Origin of the sequence: Paraburkholderia rhynchosiae (genome assembly GCF_002879865.1) — a bacterium.
Taxonomy (GTDB): domain Bacteria; phylum Pseudomonadota; class Gammaproteobacteria; order Burkholderiales; family Burkholderiaceae; genus Paraburkholderia; species Paraburkholderia rhynchosiae.
In genome coordinates, this window is sequence record NZ_PNXY01000040.1 from 1 (window position 1) to 18,485 (window position 18,485).

An 18,485-nucleotide genomic window follows, 5' to 3' on the forward strand; every position below is an offset into this window, starting at 1 on the left:
CCACTACCCGCCGCGGAGCGGCCCCCCGACCGCCCCGAATCGGCATTCTGCTGCTGCCCGCCCTGGCGCCCAAACCCGTCGCTCACGCTCGCGCTGCCGAGCCCAATCCCGTTCGCTTCCATCGCCTCGCGCAATTTCGGCAAGGCCGCCTCGACGGCTTCCCGAACCTGCTGGTGCTGCGAAACAAACAACGCATGCGCATGATTGTCGGCAACCTGCAGCACGACCTGTAGCGGCCCCAGATCCTTCGGGTTCAACGTCAGCTCGGCGCTCTGCGAATGCGCATTCGACAAAAACACCACCTTCTGGCTCAGCGCCTCTTCCCAGTCAGTCGTGCCGACCTGCGGCCCCAATGCGTTCGCCGCCGCCGCCGCGCTCGCATTGCCCGTCGTTTGGGCCGCCGCCGTCGTGCTTGCGGCGCTCGCCGCCGCCTGGGTCGCGGCCAGCGCCGCGGTCGCCGCGTCGGCTGCATTCTTGAACGACGCCAGATCGTCCGCCTGCGCGCCCAGCGCACCCGCCGATGTCAACGCGCCCGCCGCAGCCGCCGAAGCCCCCGCCGTCGGATCGGCCACCGTCGTTGCAGTCGCCGTCGTCGTCGTAGTCAACGCGCCGCGCGCCGCTGCCGATCCTTTGCCGCCACCGGACAGACCGGCCTCGAGCGTCTTGCTGTCCGTGTCGTTCAGCGATGCATTCGCGCTCGCCAGACCGTTCGCTGCCGCCGCGGCGTTCGCTGCTGCGCCGCTTGCCAATGCCTGTGACGGAACCACCGCCTGGCCGTTCGCGAGTGCTGCCAGCGCCGCCTGCAATGCATCCTGCAGCGACTTCGGATCGGTTGGCGCCTTTCTGCCCGGCGTGCCGACAGTGGTGGTGTCGCCGGTCGTGCCGGTCGATGTTGGGTCTGCGGCGGTCGACGCCGCGAGGCTCGCGCTCGCCGGATCGACCGCCGTGTCCGCGTCAGACTGAGCCTGAGCCTGAGCTTGAGCTTGAGCTTGCGCCTGAGCAGCTGCGGCTGCCGCCGCGGTGTTGGCGTCGCTCGGGCTCGCGGTGTTGCCGGATTTCGGCGGCGTGGGCGCGCTCTTGTCGGTGGATGCCTGCTGCGACTTGTCCGCCGGTGCTGCGGACGACGCCTCGTTCGTCGCGGTGTTGTCGTCGCTGTCGCTGGCGCTGCTCGCGTCGCTGGCGCTCTTCGTGGCCGAATCGTCCGCGGGCGGCGCATCGTGCACGCTCGATGACGACGCCTGCGACGCATCCGCGGGCGTCGGTGCGGCGGCCGGCTGGCTCACGCTAGCGGGCGCACTCGCACCAGCTCTTGCGACCGCGCTTGCCGCCGCACTTGCAGCCGCACTTGCAGCCGCACTTGCAGCCGCACTTGCAGCCGCACTGTTTTGCAGATCGATGCTCTGCTGCAAAGTCTTCGAAAACGGCTTCGCGTTCGCGGCGGCGGCTAATGCCGCGCTGCTGGCACTGTTGGTGGATGTGCTGCCGGCCGAGCCGAGCAGTGAGCCGATCTGTGAGAGAAACGACATAAGTGTCCCGTCAATCCGTCAAAAGTACGGTGTTCAGTCAATCAATGCGGCGCGGGCGTCAGGCGCCTTCCGCGCGCATCCTCAGAATTCGGGCGGCGTGTTCATCCGCGTCGCGCTGGTCGCGCCGCGCCGCGGTTTTCGCTTCGGCCGCTTCGCCGCGCGCCTGCAGCACCTCATACGAGCCGAGCTTCTGCTTCTGACGCTGCCAGTCGGGCTTCGCCGCCTCGACACGCGCATTGGCCGTCATGAGCAGATTGCGCTGTTGTTCGATCGCGGCGTCGAGCGTGTCGATAAACGCCTGGAAATTGCGCATGTTGCCGGCGGGCATGCCTGCCTGCGCGGTCGCCGTGAAGCGCGCGTGGTATTCGTCGCGGTATTGCACCAGGGATTCGAGCTGTGCCTGCACTTCGTTGCGCTCCCGCTGCGCGCGGCCAAGACGTTGCGCGGCGGCGTCGACATCGTCCTGCGCGAGTCCAATCAACGTCTTGACCGGAAAGTGTTTCGCCATCGTCAGGCTCCTTGGGCAAACAGCACGTTCAGCATCTCGATACTCGGTTCAAAGTTTGCGCACTCACGGAAGCCTTGCTGCAGGAAGGCCTCCATCCGCGGATACAGAGCGATCGCGCGGTCGAGCAGCGCGTCGCGCCCGCTCGAATAAGCACCGACGTTGATCAGATCGCGGTTGCGCTGATAGCGCGACAGCATCTGCTTGAACATACGCGTTTTGTCCAGATGGTTATCGTCGATCAGCGCGGTCATTGCCCGGCTAATCGACGCTTCGATGTCGATTGCCGGATAGTGACCGGCTTCCGCAAGCGAGCGCGACAGCACGATATGGCCGTCGAGAATCGCGCGCGCGGAGTCCGCAATCGGGTCCTGCTGGTCGTCGCCTTCGGTCAGCACCGTATAAAACGCGGTGATCGAGCCGCCACCCGCCGGGCCATTGCCGGTACGCTCGACGAGCGCCGGCAGCTTCGCGAACACCGAAGGCGGATAGCCCTTGGTGGCGGGCGGCTCGCCGACGGCCAGCGCGATCTCACGCTGTGCCATCGCGTAACGGGTCAGCGAATCCATCAGCAGCAGCACGTGCTTGCCCTGATCGCGGAAATATTCGGCGAGCGACGTCGAATACGAGGCGGCCTGCATCCGCAAAAGCGGCGAGACGTCGGCCGGCGCGGCGATCACCACGGAGCGCGCGAGACCTTCCTCGCCGAGAATCTGTTCGATGAACTCCTTCACTTCGCGGCCACGTTCGCCGATCAGTCCGATCACGATCACTTCGGCGCTGGTATAGCGCGCCATCGTGCCGAGCAGCACCGATTTGCCGACACCGGAACCGGCGAAGAGGCCCATGCGCTGGCCGCGTCCCACGGTGAGCAGCGCGTTGATCGCGCGCACGCCGACGTCGAGCACCTGGTGAATCGGCTCGCGGTTCAGCGGATTGATGACCGGCGCGGACAGCGGCGCATCGGCATGCGTGCCGAGCGGGCCGAGCCCGTCGAGCGGACGGCCGGACGCATCGAGCACGCGGCCGAGCAGTTCCCAGCCGACCGGCAGACGCTTTGCGCCCGCCATCGGATCGGCGATCGGCGCGCTCTCCAGCGGATAGACGCGCGCGCCGGGCAAAAGACCGATCACCTCGGTGGTCGGCATCAGAAACAGCTTGTCGCCGGAGAAGCCGACAACTTCCGCTTCGGCCATCGGCAGGGAGCTGCCCGGCGGCAGTTCGATCATCACTTCGGCGCCCACGGAAAGGCGCAGTCCGACGGCTTCGAGCACCAGACCGGCGGCGCGCGTCAGACGTCCGCACGCGCGCATCGGCTTCGCGATCGCGTTGCGCGCGCGCAGTGCGTCGAGCCGGCCGCGCCAGGCTTGCATGTGCGGATTGCTGTCGAGCGCAGGATCGTAAGCAGTCGGAGCCGCGGCGCTTGCGGCCTTGCCGGCGCCGCGCGAACCGGCAGCTGTACCAACGCCCGAGGAGCCAATGTTCGAAGCCGCAGCCGACTCGCGGCTCGCAGCCGCGCCCGTCACCGGATGACCATGACCCGCGTCAGCTGCCGTGGCGCCAGCTACAACTGCGTCCGCGACCGTCGCGTCCGCAAGCGCCTCGGCGCCGAACGACGCCAACGCCAGTTCGCGCTCGAGCGGCGTCAGATCGCTTGCGCGGATTTCCTCGAGCGTCGGCTTCACCATGTACTCACTTTGCCGAGTGCGGCGGCGACGCGTTCCCAGCGTGTCTCGATGCCGGCGTCGACCTCGCCGCTGCCGGCTTGCGCGCGGCAGCCGCCGCGCTCCACCGCCGGATCGGTGCGCACGGTCCAGCCGCGCGTTTGCAGTTCTTCCATCAGATACGCTTCCACCACCGGCAGATCGGCAGGGCTCACGATCAGCGCAGGCGCGCCGATCAACGCCGGTTCGGCGGCGAGGACCTCGCGTGCGGCGGCGATCAGCGCGGTCGGATCGTGCTGCACGTGCTGGCGCACCACCTGTTGCGCGATGTCGAGCGCGAGCGCGACGAGCGTCTCCGAAATGGCGCCTTGCGCGCCGTCGAGCGCAGCCTTGAAGGTTTCGGCGAGCGCGGCAAGTCTCGCCGCTTCCTCGCGCGCTTCGCTCTTGCCTTGCTCAAAGCCTTGCGCGTGGCCCTGGTCGTAACCTGCCTGATAGCCGAGCGCCTGACCGGCCACGTGGCCCGAGGCGATACCCTGCGCATGCGCCGCTTCGCGCAGGTGCTCGAGTTCGGCTTCCAGTGCCCCTTCGTCGATCTCGGAGCCGGGCGGCGCCGGCGGCACCGGATCGAACGAGGCCATCTCCCAGCGCTGGTAGGCCGAGAGGCTTGCCTTTGCCGTGGAGTTGCGATTAGACATATGCATCTTCCGCCTTGCCGCCAATCACGATCTGACCGCTTTCCGCCAGGTTGCGCACGATCTGCAGGATGCGGCGCTGTTGCGTTTCTACTTCGGAGACGCGGACCGGGCCGCGCGCGTCGAGGTCTTCGGCGAGCAGTTCGGCGGCACGCTGCGACATGTTCGACAGGAACTTCTGACGCAGCGCGGGCGCCGCGCCCTTCAGCGAGATGATCAGCGCCTCGGATTCGACTTCCTTTAGCAGCAACTGGATCGCGCGGTCTTCCAGTTCGAGCAGGTTCTCGAACACGAACATCTGATCGACGATCTTCTGCGCGAGCTCCGCGTCGTACTGGCGGACGTTCTCGATGACGCCTTCCTCGTGGTTGCTCGACATGAAGTTGAGAATTTCCGCCGCCGTGCGAATACCGCCCATCGGGCTGCGCTTCAGATTGTCGCTACCCGATAGCAGGCCGGTCAGCACGTCGTCGAGTTCGCGCAGGGCGGCCGGCTGGATGCCGTCGAGTGTCGCGATTCGCAGCAGCACGTCGTTACGCAGGCGGTCGGTGAAGCACGCGACGATCTCCGACGCCTGATCGCGGTCCAGGTGAACGAGAATCGTCGCGATGATCTGCGGGTGCTCGTTCTTGATCAGTTCCGCGACAGCGGGCGAATCCATCCACTTGAGGCCCTCGATACCGCTGGTATCGCTGCCTTGCAGAATCCGGTCGATGATCGCGCCGGCCTTGTCGTCGCCGAGTGCCTTGGTCAGCACGGAACGGATGTACTCGTTCGAATCCAGCGACATGCCGGTGTGCTTTTCCGCCTCGCGCACGAACTCGTGCAGCACGACGTCGATCTCCTCGCGGGTCACGGCCTTCATCGCGGCCATCGCGACGCCGATCTTCTGGACTTCGCGCGGTCCGAGGAACTTGAACACCTGCGCGGCCTCTTCCTCGCCGATCGACATCAGCAGAAGCGCGCTCTTCATTACGCCTTCAGCGCTCATCGGTCACCCAATTTTTCACGACGGTTGCAACGATCTTGGGATCCTGGCGCGCGATGTTGCGCGCGAACTCCAGGTTCCGCTCATATTTGTGTTTCGCGTTTTCCAGCGCCAGCAGTTCGCTGTCGCCGGTGTCCATTTCGACGAGCCCGTTGGCGCGCTCGGCGGCGGGGATGCCGTCCAGCAGGATCGGCTCGTCCGGCGACGGCAGCGCCGCGGCGAGGGCCGGCTCCGGCGGCGGGAAGGCGCGGCGCAGCGCCGGCTTCACCATCACGAAGTAGAGGAACAGCGCCACTGCGCCGATGCCGAGATAAGTCGCGATCTGCTTGTAGAGCGCCAGCATGTCCGGCGTGCGCCACCACGGCAGATCCGCGCTCGGATCGAGTTCGGTGGTGAACGGGCTGTTGACCACGTTGACCGAGTCGCCGCGCGCCGAGTCGAAGCCCATCGCGTCCTTCACGAGCTGGTTGACCTGCGCGAGCTTGTCCGCGGTAACCGGCTGCATGGTGGCGTGTCCCTTGCCGTCGACCACGCGCAGATAGTTGACCACCACTGCCACCGACAGACGCTTGATGCCGCCCATCGGCTTCTCGAGGTGACGCACGGTCTTGTCGAGTTCGTAGTTGGTGGTCATATCCTTGCGGTCGCTGACCGGCGTCGTCGTGACACCCCCGCTCGCGGAGTTCGGCGCATTGATCGGCGCAGAGGCTGGCTGCGGCGGCTGGTTCGACAGCGCGCCCGGCACGCCCGAGGCGCCGCCTTGCGACATTTCGGTCGCGGTGCTCGATTGCTGGCTGCGGATCGCCGCCTGTTGCGGGTTGCCGTTCGGGCCGTAGTTTTCCGAAGTCTGTTCGCTGCGCGAGAAGTCGATGTCGGCGCTCACCTGCGAATGCGCGTTGCCGGCGCCGAACAGCGGCGCGAGGATCGCGTCGATGCGCTGTTGTGTGCTGCGCTCAATCTGCTGACGGTACTTCAGTTGCGACGCGTCGAGCCCGCCGCCGGTTGACGGCTGCGTCAACAGGTTGCCGTCCTGGTCGAGAATCGTCACGCCCTTGACCGGCATCTCTGGCACCGCCGACGACACCATGTGCGTGATCGCCAGCACCTGGCCTTCGTCGAGCGCGCGGCCCGGATAAAGATTGACCAGCACCGAAGCCGACGGCGCTTCCTTGTCGCGCACGAACACGGACGGCTTCGGAATCGCCAGATGCACGCGTGCCGACTTCACCGACGAAACGGACTCGATCGTGCGTTCCAGTTCGCCTTCCAGCGCGCGCTGATAGTTGATCTGCTCGGCGAACTGGCTGATGCCGAATTTCTGGTTGTCCATCAGTTCGAAACCGACCGAGCCGCTCTTCGGCAGGCCCTGCGACGCAAGGCGCAGCCGCATCTCATGCACCTGTTCGGCCGGCACGAGGATCGCGCCGCCGGCGTCGGAGAACTTGTAGGGAATGTTGGCCTGCTGCAGCGCGGTGATGATGGCGCCCCCGTCCCGGTCGGACAGGTTGCTGTAGAGCACCTTATAGTCCGGCGCGCGCGACCACAGGAACAGCCCCGCGACGATGGCAACCAGCAACGCCACGGCGAAGATCAGGGGCGCGCGCGGGTTGCCGCGCATTTGCGTGAGACCCGACAGGCGCTGACCGAAATTGCCGCCGAGGCCGCCACCGAGCCCTCCCAGGTCCGCGTTCCCGCCGGGCTGGCCGGCGCCCGCCGAGGCCGCGCCGGGCTGCGCGCCGGCGAGGCCCATGCGGGCGTCGGGGTTGATCAAAGAGTTGGCTGACGAATCCATGCGTCGGGTTTCTCCGGGATGCCTTTTGCGTTCTGCCGCTCAACCGCACCGAGGGCCGGGGGGAGTATGGACAGAGACTTTCACGACTGAAATTATCCGCACGGCGGTCCTGCCCGATTGCTTGAATAGAGCCGGGTTTCCCCCCTAGTTTCGGGGCTTTCCCGCTAGGCCCGCTGCTATGCTTTCGTCCAGATCGGTACGGTTTGGACGTGCCGCTCGTCATTACTGGAGAGAACAATGACTTTGCCCGTGAACGCGCTCTCGTCAGCGCTGCAACAGTTGCAGTCGATGGCGGCGCAGGCGGCCGGCGGCACCACCGCGGCGGCCGGCGCAACGGCTGCAGGTGAGTCCGGCGCAGCTACGTCCGGTGGTTTTGCGTCGGCATTGAAGGCTTCGTTGGACAAGATCAGCGGCGATCAGACGAAGGCGATCGGCGAATCGCACGCGTTCGAACTGGGTGCGTCGAACGTGTCGCTGAACGACGTGATGGTCGACATGCAGAAGGCCAACGTCGGCTTCCAGTTCGGCCTGCAGGTGCGCAACAAGCTGGTGTCCGCCTACAACGACATCATGCAGATGCAGGTCTGAACGAGGCCGCGGCCTCGGCGGCAAGGACGTTCCGCCCGCCTGGCCGCGCTCGACTGCCAGCACGCCACGTGGCCCCGACGGGCCGCGTAACCTGGCCCCTTAATCCTCCTTACACTGGCCTAAAGCTTTTTCGCTGCCTATCCGATAACCAGGTACAGGCATGAATCGGGGTGCGGCAACCTCCCCGGTGGGCTGCCACGACCAACCGCAGTTGTAATGAGGAGGAGCGCCGATGTTTTCCCCAGGACACTCTGGAGCCAATGCGTACGCACGCGTGGGCGTCGAGACGGGGGTGATGGGCGCGAGTCCGCATCGTCTGATCGTGATGTTGTATCAGGGGGCCCGGCAGGCGATCGCGCAAGCGCGCATGCATGTGCAGCAGGGCAATGTGCCGGCTCGTGGAGAGGCGATCGGCAAGGCGATTCAGATCGTCGAAAGCGGGCTGCAACAGTCGCTCAACCTTGAGGTGGGCGGCGAGATTGCGCAGCGGTTGAACGCGCTATATGGCTATATGTCGCGCCGGCTGCTGGAAGCCAACATAAAAGAGAGCGAGGCGATGCTGGTCGAGGTCGACGGCCTGCTGGCAACGCTCGAAGAGGCCTGGATCGGGATTGCCCCGGAGATCGCGCGGATGGCTGCCCAGCCGGCCGCGGAAAGCATGAGATGACATCGAACGCAGAATATTTCGCCCGCTACGAGGCTATCGCAGCGTTGTCCTGCCGCATGCTGATGGCTGCCCGACGCGCCCTGTGGAACGATCTCGTCCACTTGCAGGAAGAGTACCGGCAGCTCGTGGACGCGTTGAAAGACGCCGAAACCGGCGTCAAGCTCGACGAGACGGAGCGCCTGCGCAAGTACGCGCTGATCCGGCAAATCCTCTCGGACGACGCCGCGATCCGCGATCTGGCGAATCCGAGCCTGGCCAAGCTGTCGGCGCTGTTCGGTGGACGGCCGTCCCGGGTGCTGAAAGAGCTGTACGGGGCGCGCTGAGTTTGGCCGCGAGGCGTCTGACTGTATGAATTGAGCGCGTTGCCGCCAATGTGACCAAGGAATCGGCATGAACGGAATCGACACGGCCCTCGCATCGCTGCTCGCGACCCGCGTCGACAGCCTGCTCAACATCGCGCCTGGCAGAGCGGCCACCGCGCAGACGGGCGCGGCGGACGTCGAGACGGCACCGGCCACGGTCGCTCCCGTCGTCACGCCGGCGCCGCAGCCTTCCGCGCAGACCGCGCTGTCCGCCGTCGCGCTGACCCTCAACGCGATCGTGCGTTCGGGCGGCGAGGCGACTCCCGCTGTGGTCGGCCAGACACCGATCTGGCCCGCCGCTCCCGCACTCGATGTCGAACTCGGCGCCTTACCGCTGTTCGACGCGCCCGCCTCGCCCAATACTGCTTCGAACGCCGCTTCCAGTACCGCCGCCTCGGCCGCCACCGCCAATGTCGCGGCGGCCCAGGTGCCGGTCGCGGCGCTTGCGGCCGCGCTTGCGCAGACGGTCGGCGACAGCGGTCTCTTCTACGAAGCGCATCTCGCGCAATGGCTGAGCGGCCAGCGCTCGCCCGAGACGCTGGCCAGCGAGGCGCAAAACAAGCTCGTGGCCGCCGCGCAATTGCCGCTGAATTGGGCGAGCGATGCGGGCGAAGCGCCGTCTACGCAGACTGCCGGAAGGCCGGGCATGAGCGCCGCCGCGAATGGTTCGCAGGGCGCCGCGGAATCGAATGACCCTAACGCTGCCAATCCCGCCGGCCGCGCGATGCCGTCGATCGATACGGCGCACGCGGCGCGCTTCGTCGCCGGTGAGGTGCTGGCCAGTTCCCTGTCGGACCTGAACGGGCAGTCCACCCATGCGGGCATGCATAACGCGGCGGCGCCAACGGCTGACGGCACCTCGTCGCAGAACGCGCCGATAGCGGCCGCGGTTCATCCCGCGACCGTGCCGCTGGTGCGTCAGCAGCTCGATCTGCTTGCGACCGGGCAGTTCCGCTGGACCGGCGAAGCGTGGCCCGGCGCGAAGCTCGACTGGACCGTCGAGCAGGACGGTGACGAGTGGGATCGCAGCGGCGGCGGCACGGCCAGTGAGGACGATCAGCCGTGGCGCACGCGCCTCACGTTGTCGCTGCCGACGCTCGGCACCGTCGACGCCGAATTGACGCTGACCGGCATGCGGCTCGTCGCGCGCGTTCAGGCGAGTCCCGGCGGGGCGGCGCGCCTCGCGATGCAAGGCGAGAGTTTCCGTCAGCGGCTCGCAGCGGCGGGCATCCAGTTGAACGGTTTGACGATTCGCGAGATTGGCGGCGGCACGCCCGCCACCGGCGCGGCGGGGGCAGGCGCTGCGGCTGCTGCTCAGGCAGCGGCTTCGGCGTATGCGCGCTCGGCTTCGGCGGGGAGTTCGGCGGGTGTCAGCGCTTCGGCTGCGTCGGCTGCCTTCGCGGCCACAGCAAGCACCGCAGCGGCGAACGGCCGCCGCACGTCGCGCGCGGCCAGCCCCGCCACAGCGCCGCTCGACGACTTCGACTGGGACATGTGATGAGCCGCAAACATCGCCGCAGCGCGGCTGCGCTAGTCTACGACGCCCAAGGCGGCGAGGCCGCACCGCGCGTGATCGCGAAGGGCTACGGGATGCTCGCCGAGATGATCGTGCAGCGAGCCAGGGAAGCCGGCCTCTATGTGCACGAAGCGCCCGAAATGGTCTCCCTGCTGATGCAGGTGGACCTCGATGCGCGCATTCCGCCGCAGCTTTATCAGGCGGTGGCGGAATTGCTGGCGTGGCTGCATCGCCTGGAAAGCGGTGCGGAGAATGAGCCGGCGCAAGATGCGCCGGGCAGTGTCCGCGGCGGCGCGCAGGATGTCACCGACGTCGTCGCGGTGGATGTGGGTGGCGGGGCTGCTGCGCGGTAAGGGCGTTAGCCGAATGGTCAGCGGTGGTCAGCGGTTCAGGCAGCGGCATTTGCGCCTTGGTGGATAACCCCCTCAAAACCGCATCATCAACTTCAGTAGCACATTCACGCGCTTGCCGTACGGCGGCGAAATCCATCCGCGCGCGTTCAGACGCGCCTGCGTCAAGACCGGCTTCATCTTCGAGAACGTGACGAAGCCTTCATAGCCGTGGTACGCGCCCATTCCGCTTGCGCCAACGCCGCCGAACGGCAGACTTTCGCACGCCAGATGCATCAGCGTTTCGTTGATCGCCATGCCGCCGGCGACGGTTTCGTGCGTGACGCGTTCGATGGTGGCCGCGTCGTCCGCATACAGATACAGCGCGAGCGGGCGCGGCCGGGCGTTGATCCACGCGATGGCGTCGTCGAGCGTGTCGTACGGGACGATGGGGAGCAGCGGTCCAAAGATTTCCTCCTGCATCAGCTCGCAATCGTCCGGCGCGTTCGTCACGGCGACGAGCGGATAGCGGCGGCTCGCCGCATCGGGCGCGCTGTCAGTCAGCGGATGCAGTTGCGCGCCGGTGGCCTGCGCTTCGTCGGCGAGACGCTCCAGCCGCGCGAAGTGGTGCGGCGAAATGATCGACGTGTAGTCCGGATTGTGCGCGCAGCCCGGATACATTTTCGCCATCCGCACGCGCGCCCGTTCGATGAACGCCTGCTCCTTGCCGCGCGGCACCAGCACATAGTCCGGCGCGACGCAGGTCTGCCCCGCGTTGAGCGTCTTGCCGGCGACGAGGTTATCCACGGCATTGTCGAAACGCGCATGCGCGCCGATGATCGCTGGCGACTTGCCGCCGAGTTCGAGCGTGACCGGCGTCAGATTGTCGGCGGCGGCGCGCATCACTTCATGGCCGATCTTCGTCGAACCGGTAAATAGAAGATGGTCGAAAGGCAGCGCGCTGAACGCGGCGGCGAGCGCGGCGCCGCCGTTCACGACCGCGACGTGATCGCGTGCAAAAGTCTGGCCGATCAACTGCTCGAACAACGCCGACGTGCGCGGCGTCAGTTCGGACATCTTGACGATCGCGCGATTGCCAGCGGTCAACGCGCTGATGAGCGGCCCGGCGGCGAGCAGCACCGGATAATTCCACGGCACGATGATGCCGACCACGCCGAGCGGCTGCGGCACCACCTTCGCGCGAGCCGGCAACAGCCATTTGTTGGTGCTGCGGCGCTGCAGTCTCATCCACCGTTTGCCGTGCCGCAGCGCCGCGTCGATTTCTTCCTTCACCAGCAGGAATTCCGCGAGCAGCACTTCCTGCTTCGCGCGATTGCCGAAGTCGGCGCTGATTGCATCGGCGAATGCGTCGCGATTATCGAGCAGCACTTTGCGCAGCGCTTTCAGATGCGCCGCGCGCGTTTCCCATGACGGATACGGCGCGCGCAAATACGCGTGACGTTGATCGCGAAGCAGCGTCTTTAGCGCGGCGGCATCGGGCAAATCGTTCTTCATTGTTCTGTATTCCCTGATGAAAGATGCGCGGTCGGGCCGCCTCTTGTTGATGTCGTTGCTGTCGTTACTGTGGTTGCTGCGTGTTGTGCTTGTCGGGTTGGTTGCCGCTGGATGCGTCTGAGTTCAGCCAGGAAATGCCCGTTCGATGATCGCCGCGTGATCGAACGCCGCGGGCAGCGTGCCGTACACGCGGCCGCTTTCGCCGCAGCCGTCGGCAAGACGCGTGGCGATGAACGCGTCGGCGACAGTCGCGGGCGCATGCTTGACGAGCAGCACGGCCTGCGCGATCAACACGACTTGCTGCGCGATGCGCCGCGCCGAGCCTTCGCGATGTTCGGCCGGCCCATTGAGCGCCGTGGCGAGCTTGCCGAGCGCAGCCTTCAACGCGGGATGCGCGGCGGCATCCGCTTGCCATTCGGCGAAGAGCGCCTGCGCCGCTTCGGGTTCGCGCTCCATCGCGCGCAGCACGTCGAGGCACATGACGTTGCCCGAGCCTTCCCAGATCGAGTTGACCGGCGCTTCGCGATAGAAGCGCGCCATCGGACCGCTTTCGACGTAACCGTTGCCGCCCCAGACTTCCATCGCTTCGCCGGTGAACTCGAGCGTGCGCTTGCAGACCCAGTATTTTGCCGCCGGCGTGACGATGCGCCGCCACGCGCGCTCGGCGGGAGCGGCCGACTCCGCATCGGCGGATTGCTCGAACGCGTGCGCGAGCCGCATGAACAGCACCGTGGCCGCTTCGGACTCCAGCGCGAGGTCGGCGAGCACGTTGCGCATCAACGGTTGATCGGCGAGTTGCCGGCCGAACGCGCTGCGGTGGCGCGCATGATGGATGGCCTGCACGAGGGCCGCGCGCATCAGCGCCGCGCTGCCGATCACGCAATCGAGCCGCGTGTAGTTCGCCATTTCGATGATGGTCGGCACGCCGCGCCCTTCGTCGCCGATCATGATGCCGAACGCGTCGAGAAATTCGACTTCGCTGCTTGCGTTCGAGCGGTTGCCGAGCTTGTCTTTCAGACGCTGGATTTGCACCGCGTTCTTGCTGCCGTCCGGCGTGAAGCGCGGTACGAAGAAGCACGAAAGGCCGACGTGATCGTGTGTGCGTGCGAGTACGAGATGGGCGTCGCATTGCGGCGCCGAGAAAAACCATTTGTGCCCGATCAGTTCGTAGGCACCGCCGCGGCCGCCCGCGGCGATCGCATGCGCCTGGGTCTGGTTGCTGCGCACGTCCGACCCGCCCTGCTTTTCAGTCATGCCCATGCCGATCATCGCTGAGGCTTTTTGCGCGAGCGGCACATCGCGGGGATCGTGCTCGCGGGCATAGAGCTTGTCGCGCAGCGTGTCGAACAATTGAGGCTCGCGCTGCAACACCGGAATGCTCGCGAAGGTCATGGTCAATGGGCACAACGAGCCGGATTCGATCTGCGCATGCAGGAAATAACCGGCGCAGCGTGCGGCCATCGCGCCGGGCTGCGGATCGGAAAACGGCAGCGCGTGCAGTCCCTCGCGACGCAGCAGCGACAACAACTCATGCCACGCGGGATGAAACTCGAGCGCGTCGATACGCTCGCCGCGTGGGCTGTGCGTGAACAGCTCCGGCGTGTGCCGGTTGGCGAGTTCGGCGAGCGCTAGCGTGTCCGGCGTGGTGAGCGCCGCGCCGTGCCGCAGCAGCGCGTCGCGATGCCACGCGGCGCCGTCGCGTTCGAGCGCGGCGGACAACGCGGCGTCGCTGGAAAAAAGGTTGTAGTCCGCGAGCGGCGGCACCTGATTGGTGACCTCGTGGGTCAGGCCGAAGCTATGGCGTTGCATCTGCTGTCTCCGTTCGCCGCGCATTCGCAGCGGTTCGCCGACGCGCTTTCGTGCGCGGTCTGTGGCCCGTTCATCGCCGTTTCGGTGGCCGGCTTGGTGGTGCTAATCGGCGTACGCTGTTTGACCGCTGCATGCCTTGCCACGCGTTGAAAGCGTGACACGCGCGGGCGCTGTTTGAATGACGCGCATGGCCGTCTGGCGGGCGTGTGCACGTCTTTCATCATAGGGTCACCGGGGCGCTCGTGTTTAGAGTAATCGCTCTCACGCGAAGCCGCCGCGGCCTCCGAACGCTCCCTACAATGCCGATCAAACACACGTAGACAAGTGTGCACGAGACAGGGTGCGCGAGCAACGCGAGCCCATCAGGAGGAGCGATGGAATACGACTACATCATCGTAGGTGCGGGCTCGGGCGGCTGCGCGCTCGCGAGCCGTCTCGCGGACGACTGTCCCGACGCGACGATCGCGCTGATCGAAGCGGGGCCGCACACGAACCGCAATCTGCTCGTCAATCTGCCGGTCGGTGTGGCGGCGGTCGTGCCGAACAAACTAGAAACGAATTACGGCTATCTGACGACGCCGCAAGCGGGCCTCGCCGGCCGACAAGGCTATCAGCCGCGAGGGCGCGGCTTCGGCGGATCGAGCGCCATCAACGCGATGATCTACACGCGCGGCCATCCACTCGATTACGACGAATGGGCGCAACTGGGCTGCGACGGCTGGTCGTGGAATGACGTGCTGCCGTACTTCCGCCGCGCCGAGCGCAACGAGCGCGGCGCCGACGCGTGGCACGGCGACAGCGGTCCGCTCGCGGTGTCGGATTTGCGCTATCGGAATCCGTTTTCCAAGCGTTTTGTGCAGGCGGCGATGGAAGCCGGCTACAAGCCGAACCATGATTTCAACGGCGCCGATCAGGAAGGCGTCGGCTTCTACCAGGTCACACAGCGCGATGGCCGACGTTGCAGCGTCGCGCGTGCCTATATCTACGATCGTCAGCGCGCCAATCTGCACACCATCGCGGATGCGACGGTGCTGCGGGTCATATTCGAAGGCAAGCGCGCGAGCGGCGTCGAGATTGTGCGCGGCGGCCACCGCGAGACGCTCAAGGCGCGCGTGGAAATCGTGCTGGCGGCGGGCGCATTCAATTCGCCGCAACTATTGATGTGCTCCGGCATCGGGCCGGCCGCGCATCTGCAAGCGCACGGCATCGAGGTATTGCACGATGCGCCCGAGGTCGGGCAGAACCTGATCGACCACGTCGATTTCACGATCAACAAGCGCGTGTCCTCGATCGAGCCGACCGGTTTCTCGGTTCGCGGCATCGCGCGAATGGTGCCGCAGTTCATCACGTTCATGCGCCACGGACGCGGCATGCTGTCGAGCAACGTCGCGGAGGCGGGCGGCTTTCTGAAGAGCAAGCCGACGCTTGAGCGGCCGGATTTGCAACTGCATTTCTGCGCGGCTCTCGTCGACGATCACAACCGTCGCATGCGCTGGGGTCACGGCTATTCGCTGCATGTGTGCGTGTTGCGGCCATTCAGCCGAGGCACCGTGACGCTCGCAAGTGCCGACGCGCGCATCGCGCCCGTGATCGATCCGCGTTTTCTCAGCGATTCGCGCGATCTCGATCTGCTGGTCGAAGGCGTGCAGATGGCGCGGCGTATTCTCGACGCGCCGTCGCTCGCGCTGCAGGGCGGCCGCGAGCTGTATACGCGGCCTGGACAGACCGACGCGGAGTTGCGCCGGACCATCGCCGAGCACGCCGACACGATCTATCACCCGGTGGCGACCTGCCGGATGGGCGGCGACGCGCGTTCGGTCGTCGATCCGCAATTGCGCGTGCGAGGTGTCACGGGACTGCGAATCGTCGATGCATCGGTGATGCCGACGCTGATCGGCGGCAATACGAACTCGCCCACGGTGATGATCGGCGAGCGCGCGGCCGGATTGATCGCGGCGAGCCGTCGCCAGCCGGAAGCGATGGAGTTGCTGGGCGCCGTGGCAACCGCGGCGCCGGCGGGCAATGCCGTGTGAGCGGCAGTAAGGCACACGGCAAACGCACGGCCAAATCGCACGGCAAACGCCGGGCGTGCTCAAACAACGTCTCCTCAGAAGCCAGAGCAGCGTCGGTCAATTGCCCGCGCTGCTGAGCCATCAGATGCCGCTTATTGCCCCCAAATCTAAACGACCGCCTGCTGGCCCGCCGACTCGCTGAGTGCTCAAGGCTACGGTCAGACGCATCCGGTTGCGAGTGACGACACCGCCAGCGGACGCTTCGCCAACCGACGCATCGAGTTCGTCACGCAGCAGTAATGCCGGCGTTGCTAGCGCGTGAATCGTGAATAGACATGCCGCCCGGTTTGCGTCCGGCGGCATGTTGTCATTTTAAGTTCGGGTTCAGGGCCTGAATCGGCGCGGCGATGCCCGTCAGGCCGAGCATGAGAGCGTCGCCGGACTGGCCGGGCAGCGTCTCGCGCGCTACCTCCAGCCAGGCGCGCGCCGCGTGCGACAAATAACCGTCGCGGCGCCAGCCCATCGCCATTTCCCATGGAATTTCCGGCTCGGCAACCGGACGGCAGGTGAATTGCGCCGCATCGAGCCGCCGGCAATAGGGCGCCGGCAATAGCGCAATACCGACGCCGGCGAGCACCAGCGCCGCCATGAAGTCCCAATGCCCGCTGCGTCCGACGATGGTTGGCGCGAAACCGGCGGCGCGGCACGCGTTCAGCACGACATCGTTGAGCGCCAGGCTTTCGCCGTAGAACACGAACGGTTCGTCCGCGAGTTGCGCGAGCGGCACTTCACGCAAGTCGTCCCAGCGGGAGCCGGTGCGCGCGACGAGCCACAGCAACTGGCGCGTGATCGGCAGCACGTCGATATTTTCGGGGTCGACCGGCTGCAGTACGCCGCCCAACTCGAGTTCACCGTTGATCAGCGCCGCTTCGATGGCGCGCGAGCCTTGCTCGAACAGTTTCAGCTCGATTTTCGGATAGCGTTGACGAAACGTGGCGATGGCGGGCGTGAAGAGCGAGCCGCCCATCGGCGGAATGCCGATCGTGAGTTCACCGCGCCCGAGCGTGCCGAGGTCGTTGAGTTCCGCCTGCAACTGCGCGTGCGCGGCAAGGACTTCCTGGCCGCGCTGGTAGACGATGCGGCCGGCGTCGGTGAGCACCATCTGCCGGCCGTCGCGCAGCAGCAGTGGCGAACCGATTTCGTCTTCGAGCGACTTCACCATCTTGCTGATGGTGGGTTGGGTGACGAACATCCGCTCCGCGGCGACGGTGAAGCTCTGCTGACGAACGACTTCGACGAAATAGCGCAGCGCACGCAGTTCCACGATCCGGGCTCCGAATTCCATATTGGAATGATTCGGCGCATTGTAAGTCATGGTATTTATGGTGGCGAGCGCGGCCAAGCTGCTTTAAGACCCTCAGCAAGGCGTCACTATTTCAAGATGTGCGCTCCGTCAGTGACGCTACCATCGGCGGTTATCTTTCGCGCCGGCCGCTGCCGCTTTCACTCATGACCTCCGTTTCCATCGTTATTCCCTGCTACAACGGCGCCATGACGCTCGCTCGTGCGCTCGAAAGCTGCCGGCTTCAGCCGGAGGCGGCGCAGATCATCGTCGTGAACGACGCTTCCACCGATACGTCCGCGAACCTTGCCCTCGAATATGCACGCATCGATTCGCGCATCGTTCTGCTGCGCATGCCCCATAACGGCGGCGCGGCTCGGGCGCGCAACTGGGGCGCGATGCACGCGTCGCACGATCTGCTCGCGTTTCTCGACGCCGACGATGAATACCTGCCCGGCGCATTGACCGCCGCAGGCGCGTTCCTCGCGCAAAACCCCAAGCACGTATCGGTTCGGCTCGACGTCGACTATGTGGATTTCCCGGCCGACATCACAAGCCACGCGGACTTCGCGCACCACGCAGCGACGCTCAGCAATACGGTGCCGAGCAGTCTCGTCGTGCGGCGTGCGGTGTATGCGGCACTCGGCGGCTTTCCGATGGATGAAGCGTTTCGGCGTATCGGCGGCGAGGATGGCGCGTTGTCGTGGGCACTGCGCGAGCTTTTCGGCAATCCGCGGCTCGAGGATGCGAAGCGTGTTCGCATGCATTACCACGCGGGTATTCACGCCGAGCGCTATTTCCGCGTTGCGTTTGGCTGGCTGACACCGGATCCCGCCGATGTCGCCGATGCCTTCCGCTTTTCCCGGCAGTTCCTCGACACGGCGCGCGCGGGCATCGCGCAACTGCGTAGCGCCGATATTCCCGTCGACGCCGCGCCGTAAGCCGCGCCCTAAGCCGCGCCCGGCACCGCGGCACAAGCTGCCGCAAACCCGATCGCACGCCCCGAAGCCATCTCGATTTGCTACAATCGCCGTTCGTCTTCGAGGAGCGTTGCGACGGGTACCGCGAATCAGCATTCGCCGGCCGCCCGCCAGGCTCGGAGGCTTCAATCGGAGGGCTCGGATGCGCATAGCGCTTTCCCATCCACCGCATCGAACCGCGCTCACGTCAAATTTCTA

General features: G+C 66.1%; 16 protein-coding genes and 1 riboswitch. Of the genes, 7 read left to right on the plus strand and 9 right to left on the minus strand.

Annotated elements, in window-relative coordinates:
* From C0Z16_RS32330 to fliF, 6 genes are all read right to left on the minus strand, one after another.
* Positions 1-1,526: flagellar hook-length control protein FliK (locus tag C0Z16_RS32330; protein WP_102636093.1), on the minus strand; the 1,526-nt coding region annotated here is incomplete at its 3' end.
* A 58-nt stretch (positions 1,527-1,584) separates the two neighbouring features.
* The gene (gene fliJ / locus C0Z16_RS32335; RefSeq protein ID WP_102636094.1) at positions 1,585-2,034 is read right to left on the minus strand and encodes a flagellar export protein FliJ; all 450 of its coding nucleotides are present in this window, start codon (positions 2,032-2,034) and stop codon (positions 1,585-1,587) included.
* A 2-nt stretch (positions 2,035-2,036) separates the two neighbouring features.
* A complete protein-coding gene (gene fliI, locus C0Z16_RS32340; RefSeq protein ID WP_102636095.1) occupies positions 2,037-3,719 on the minus strand; it encodes a flagellar protein export ATPase FliI in 1,683 nt (560 codons plus the stop codon).
* On the minus strand, positions 3,713-4,396 hold the full coding sequence (gene fliH / locus C0Z16_RS32345; RefSeq protein WP_175130757.1) for a flagellar assembly protein FliH: 684 nt from the start codon (positions 4,394-4,396) through the stop codon (positions 3,713-3,715). Before fliH ends, fliI begins: the two co-directional genes overlap by 7 nt.
* Positions 4,383-5,378, minus strand: coding sequence for a flagellar motor switch protein FliG (gene fliG / locus C0Z16_RS32350; RefSeq protein WP_102636097.1), 996 nt, complete (start codon positions 5,376-5,378; stop codon positions 4,383-4,385). Before fliG ends, fliH begins: the two co-directional genes overlap by 14 nt.
* The gene (gene fliF, locus C0Z16_RS32355; protein ID WP_102636098.1) at positions 5,368-7,167 is read right to left on the minus strand and encodes a flagellar basal-body MS-ring/collar protein FliF; all 1,800 of its coding nucleotides are present in this window, start codon (positions 7,165-7,167) and stop codon (positions 5,368-5,370) included. The genes fliG and fliF overlap by 11 nt, the downstream gene beginning before the upstream one ends.
* Positions 7,168-7,404: 237 nt before the next feature.
* Here fliF and fliE point away from each other — a divergent pair, with 237 nt between their 5' ends.
* From fliE to C0Z16_RS32380, 5 genes are all read left to right on the plus strand, one after another.
* Positions 7,405-7,755, plus strand: coding sequence for a flagellar hook-basal body complex protein FliE (gene fliE, locus C0Z16_RS32360; protein WP_102636099.1), 351 nt, complete (start codon positions 7,405-7,407; stop codon positions 7,753-7,755).
* 232 nt (positions 7,756-7,987) lie between these two features.
* Positions 7,988-8,422: a flagellar export chaperone FliS gene (fliS, locus tag C0Z16_RS32365; protein ID WP_102636100.1), complete on the plus strand. Its 435-nt coding sequence runs from the start codon at positions 7,988-7,990 to the stop codon at positions 8,420-8,422.
* On the plus strand, positions 8,419-8,745 hold the full coding sequence (locus C0Z16_RS32370) for a flagellar protein FliT (protein WP_102636101.1): 327 nt from the start codon (positions 8,419-8,421) through the stop codon (positions 8,743-8,745). Before fliS ends, C0Z16_RS32370 begins: the two co-directional genes overlap by 4 nt.
* A 67-nt stretch (positions 8,746-8,812) precedes the next feature.
* On the plus strand, positions 8,813-10,282 hold the full coding sequence (gene fliK, locus C0Z16_RS32375; protein WP_102636102.1) for a flagellar hook-length control protein FliK: 1,470 nt from the start codon (positions 8,813-8,815) through the stop codon (positions 10,280-10,282).
* A complete protein-coding gene (locus C0Z16_RS32380) occupies positions 10,282-10,653 on the plus strand; it encodes an EscU/YscU/HrcU family type III secretion system export apparatus switch protein (RefSeq protein WP_102636103.1) in 372 nt (123 codons plus the stop codon). The genes fliK and C0Z16_RS32380 overlap by 1 nt, the downstream gene beginning before the upstream one ends.
* Before the next feature lie 72 nt (positions 10,654-10,725).
* On the opposite strand, the gene C0Z16_RS32385 is transcribed toward C0Z16_RS32380, so the two are convergent.
* Positions 10,726-12,144 (minus strand): coniferyl aldehyde dehydrogenase, encoded by a 1,419-nt coding sequence (locus C0Z16_RS32385; RefSeq protein ID WP_102636104.1) that lies wholly within the window; start codon positions 12,142-12,144, stop codon positions 10,726-10,728.
* 123 nt (positions 12,145-12,267) lie between these two features.
* A complete protein-coding gene (locus C0Z16_RS32390) occupies positions 12,268-13,953 on the minus strand; it encodes an isovaleryl-CoA dehydrogenase (protein WP_102636105.1) in 1,686 nt (561 codons plus the stop codon).
* Positions 13,954-14,327: 374 nt separating this feature from the next.
* On the opposite strand from C0Z16_RS32390, the gene C0Z16_RS32395 reads away from it, so the two are divergent.
* Positions 14,328-15,986 carry a GMC family oxidoreductase gene (locus C0Z16_RS32395; protein WP_102636106.1) on the plus strand — a complete coding sequence of 553 codons (1,659 nt, stop codon included), beginning with the start codon at positions 14,328-14,330 and terminating at the stop codon, positions 15,984-15,986.
* A gap of 346 nt (positions 15,987-16,332) precedes the next feature.
* On the opposite strand, the gene C0Z16_RS32400 is transcribed toward C0Z16_RS32395, so the two are convergent.
* Positions 16,333-17,289: a LysR family transcriptional regulator gene (locus tag C0Z16_RS32400; RefSeq protein ID WP_102636129.1), complete on the minus strand. Its 957-nt coding sequence runs from the start codon at positions 17,287-17,289 to the stop codon at positions 16,333-16,335.
* Positions 17,290-17,474: 185 nt separating this feature from the next.
* Between C0Z16_RS32400 and C0Z16_RS32405 the strand changes: the two genes are divergently transcribed.
* Entirely contained in the window at positions 17,475-18,248 is a 774-nt protein-coding gene (locus tag C0Z16_RS32405) for a glycosyltransferase family 2 protein (protein ID WP_102636130.1), read from the plus strand.
* A gap of 95 nt (positions 18,249-18,343) precedes the next feature.
* A riboswitch (S-adenosyl-L-homocysteine riboswitch) is annotated at positions 18,344-18,478 on the plus strand.
* Positions 18,479-18,485: the final 7 nt, after the last annotated feature.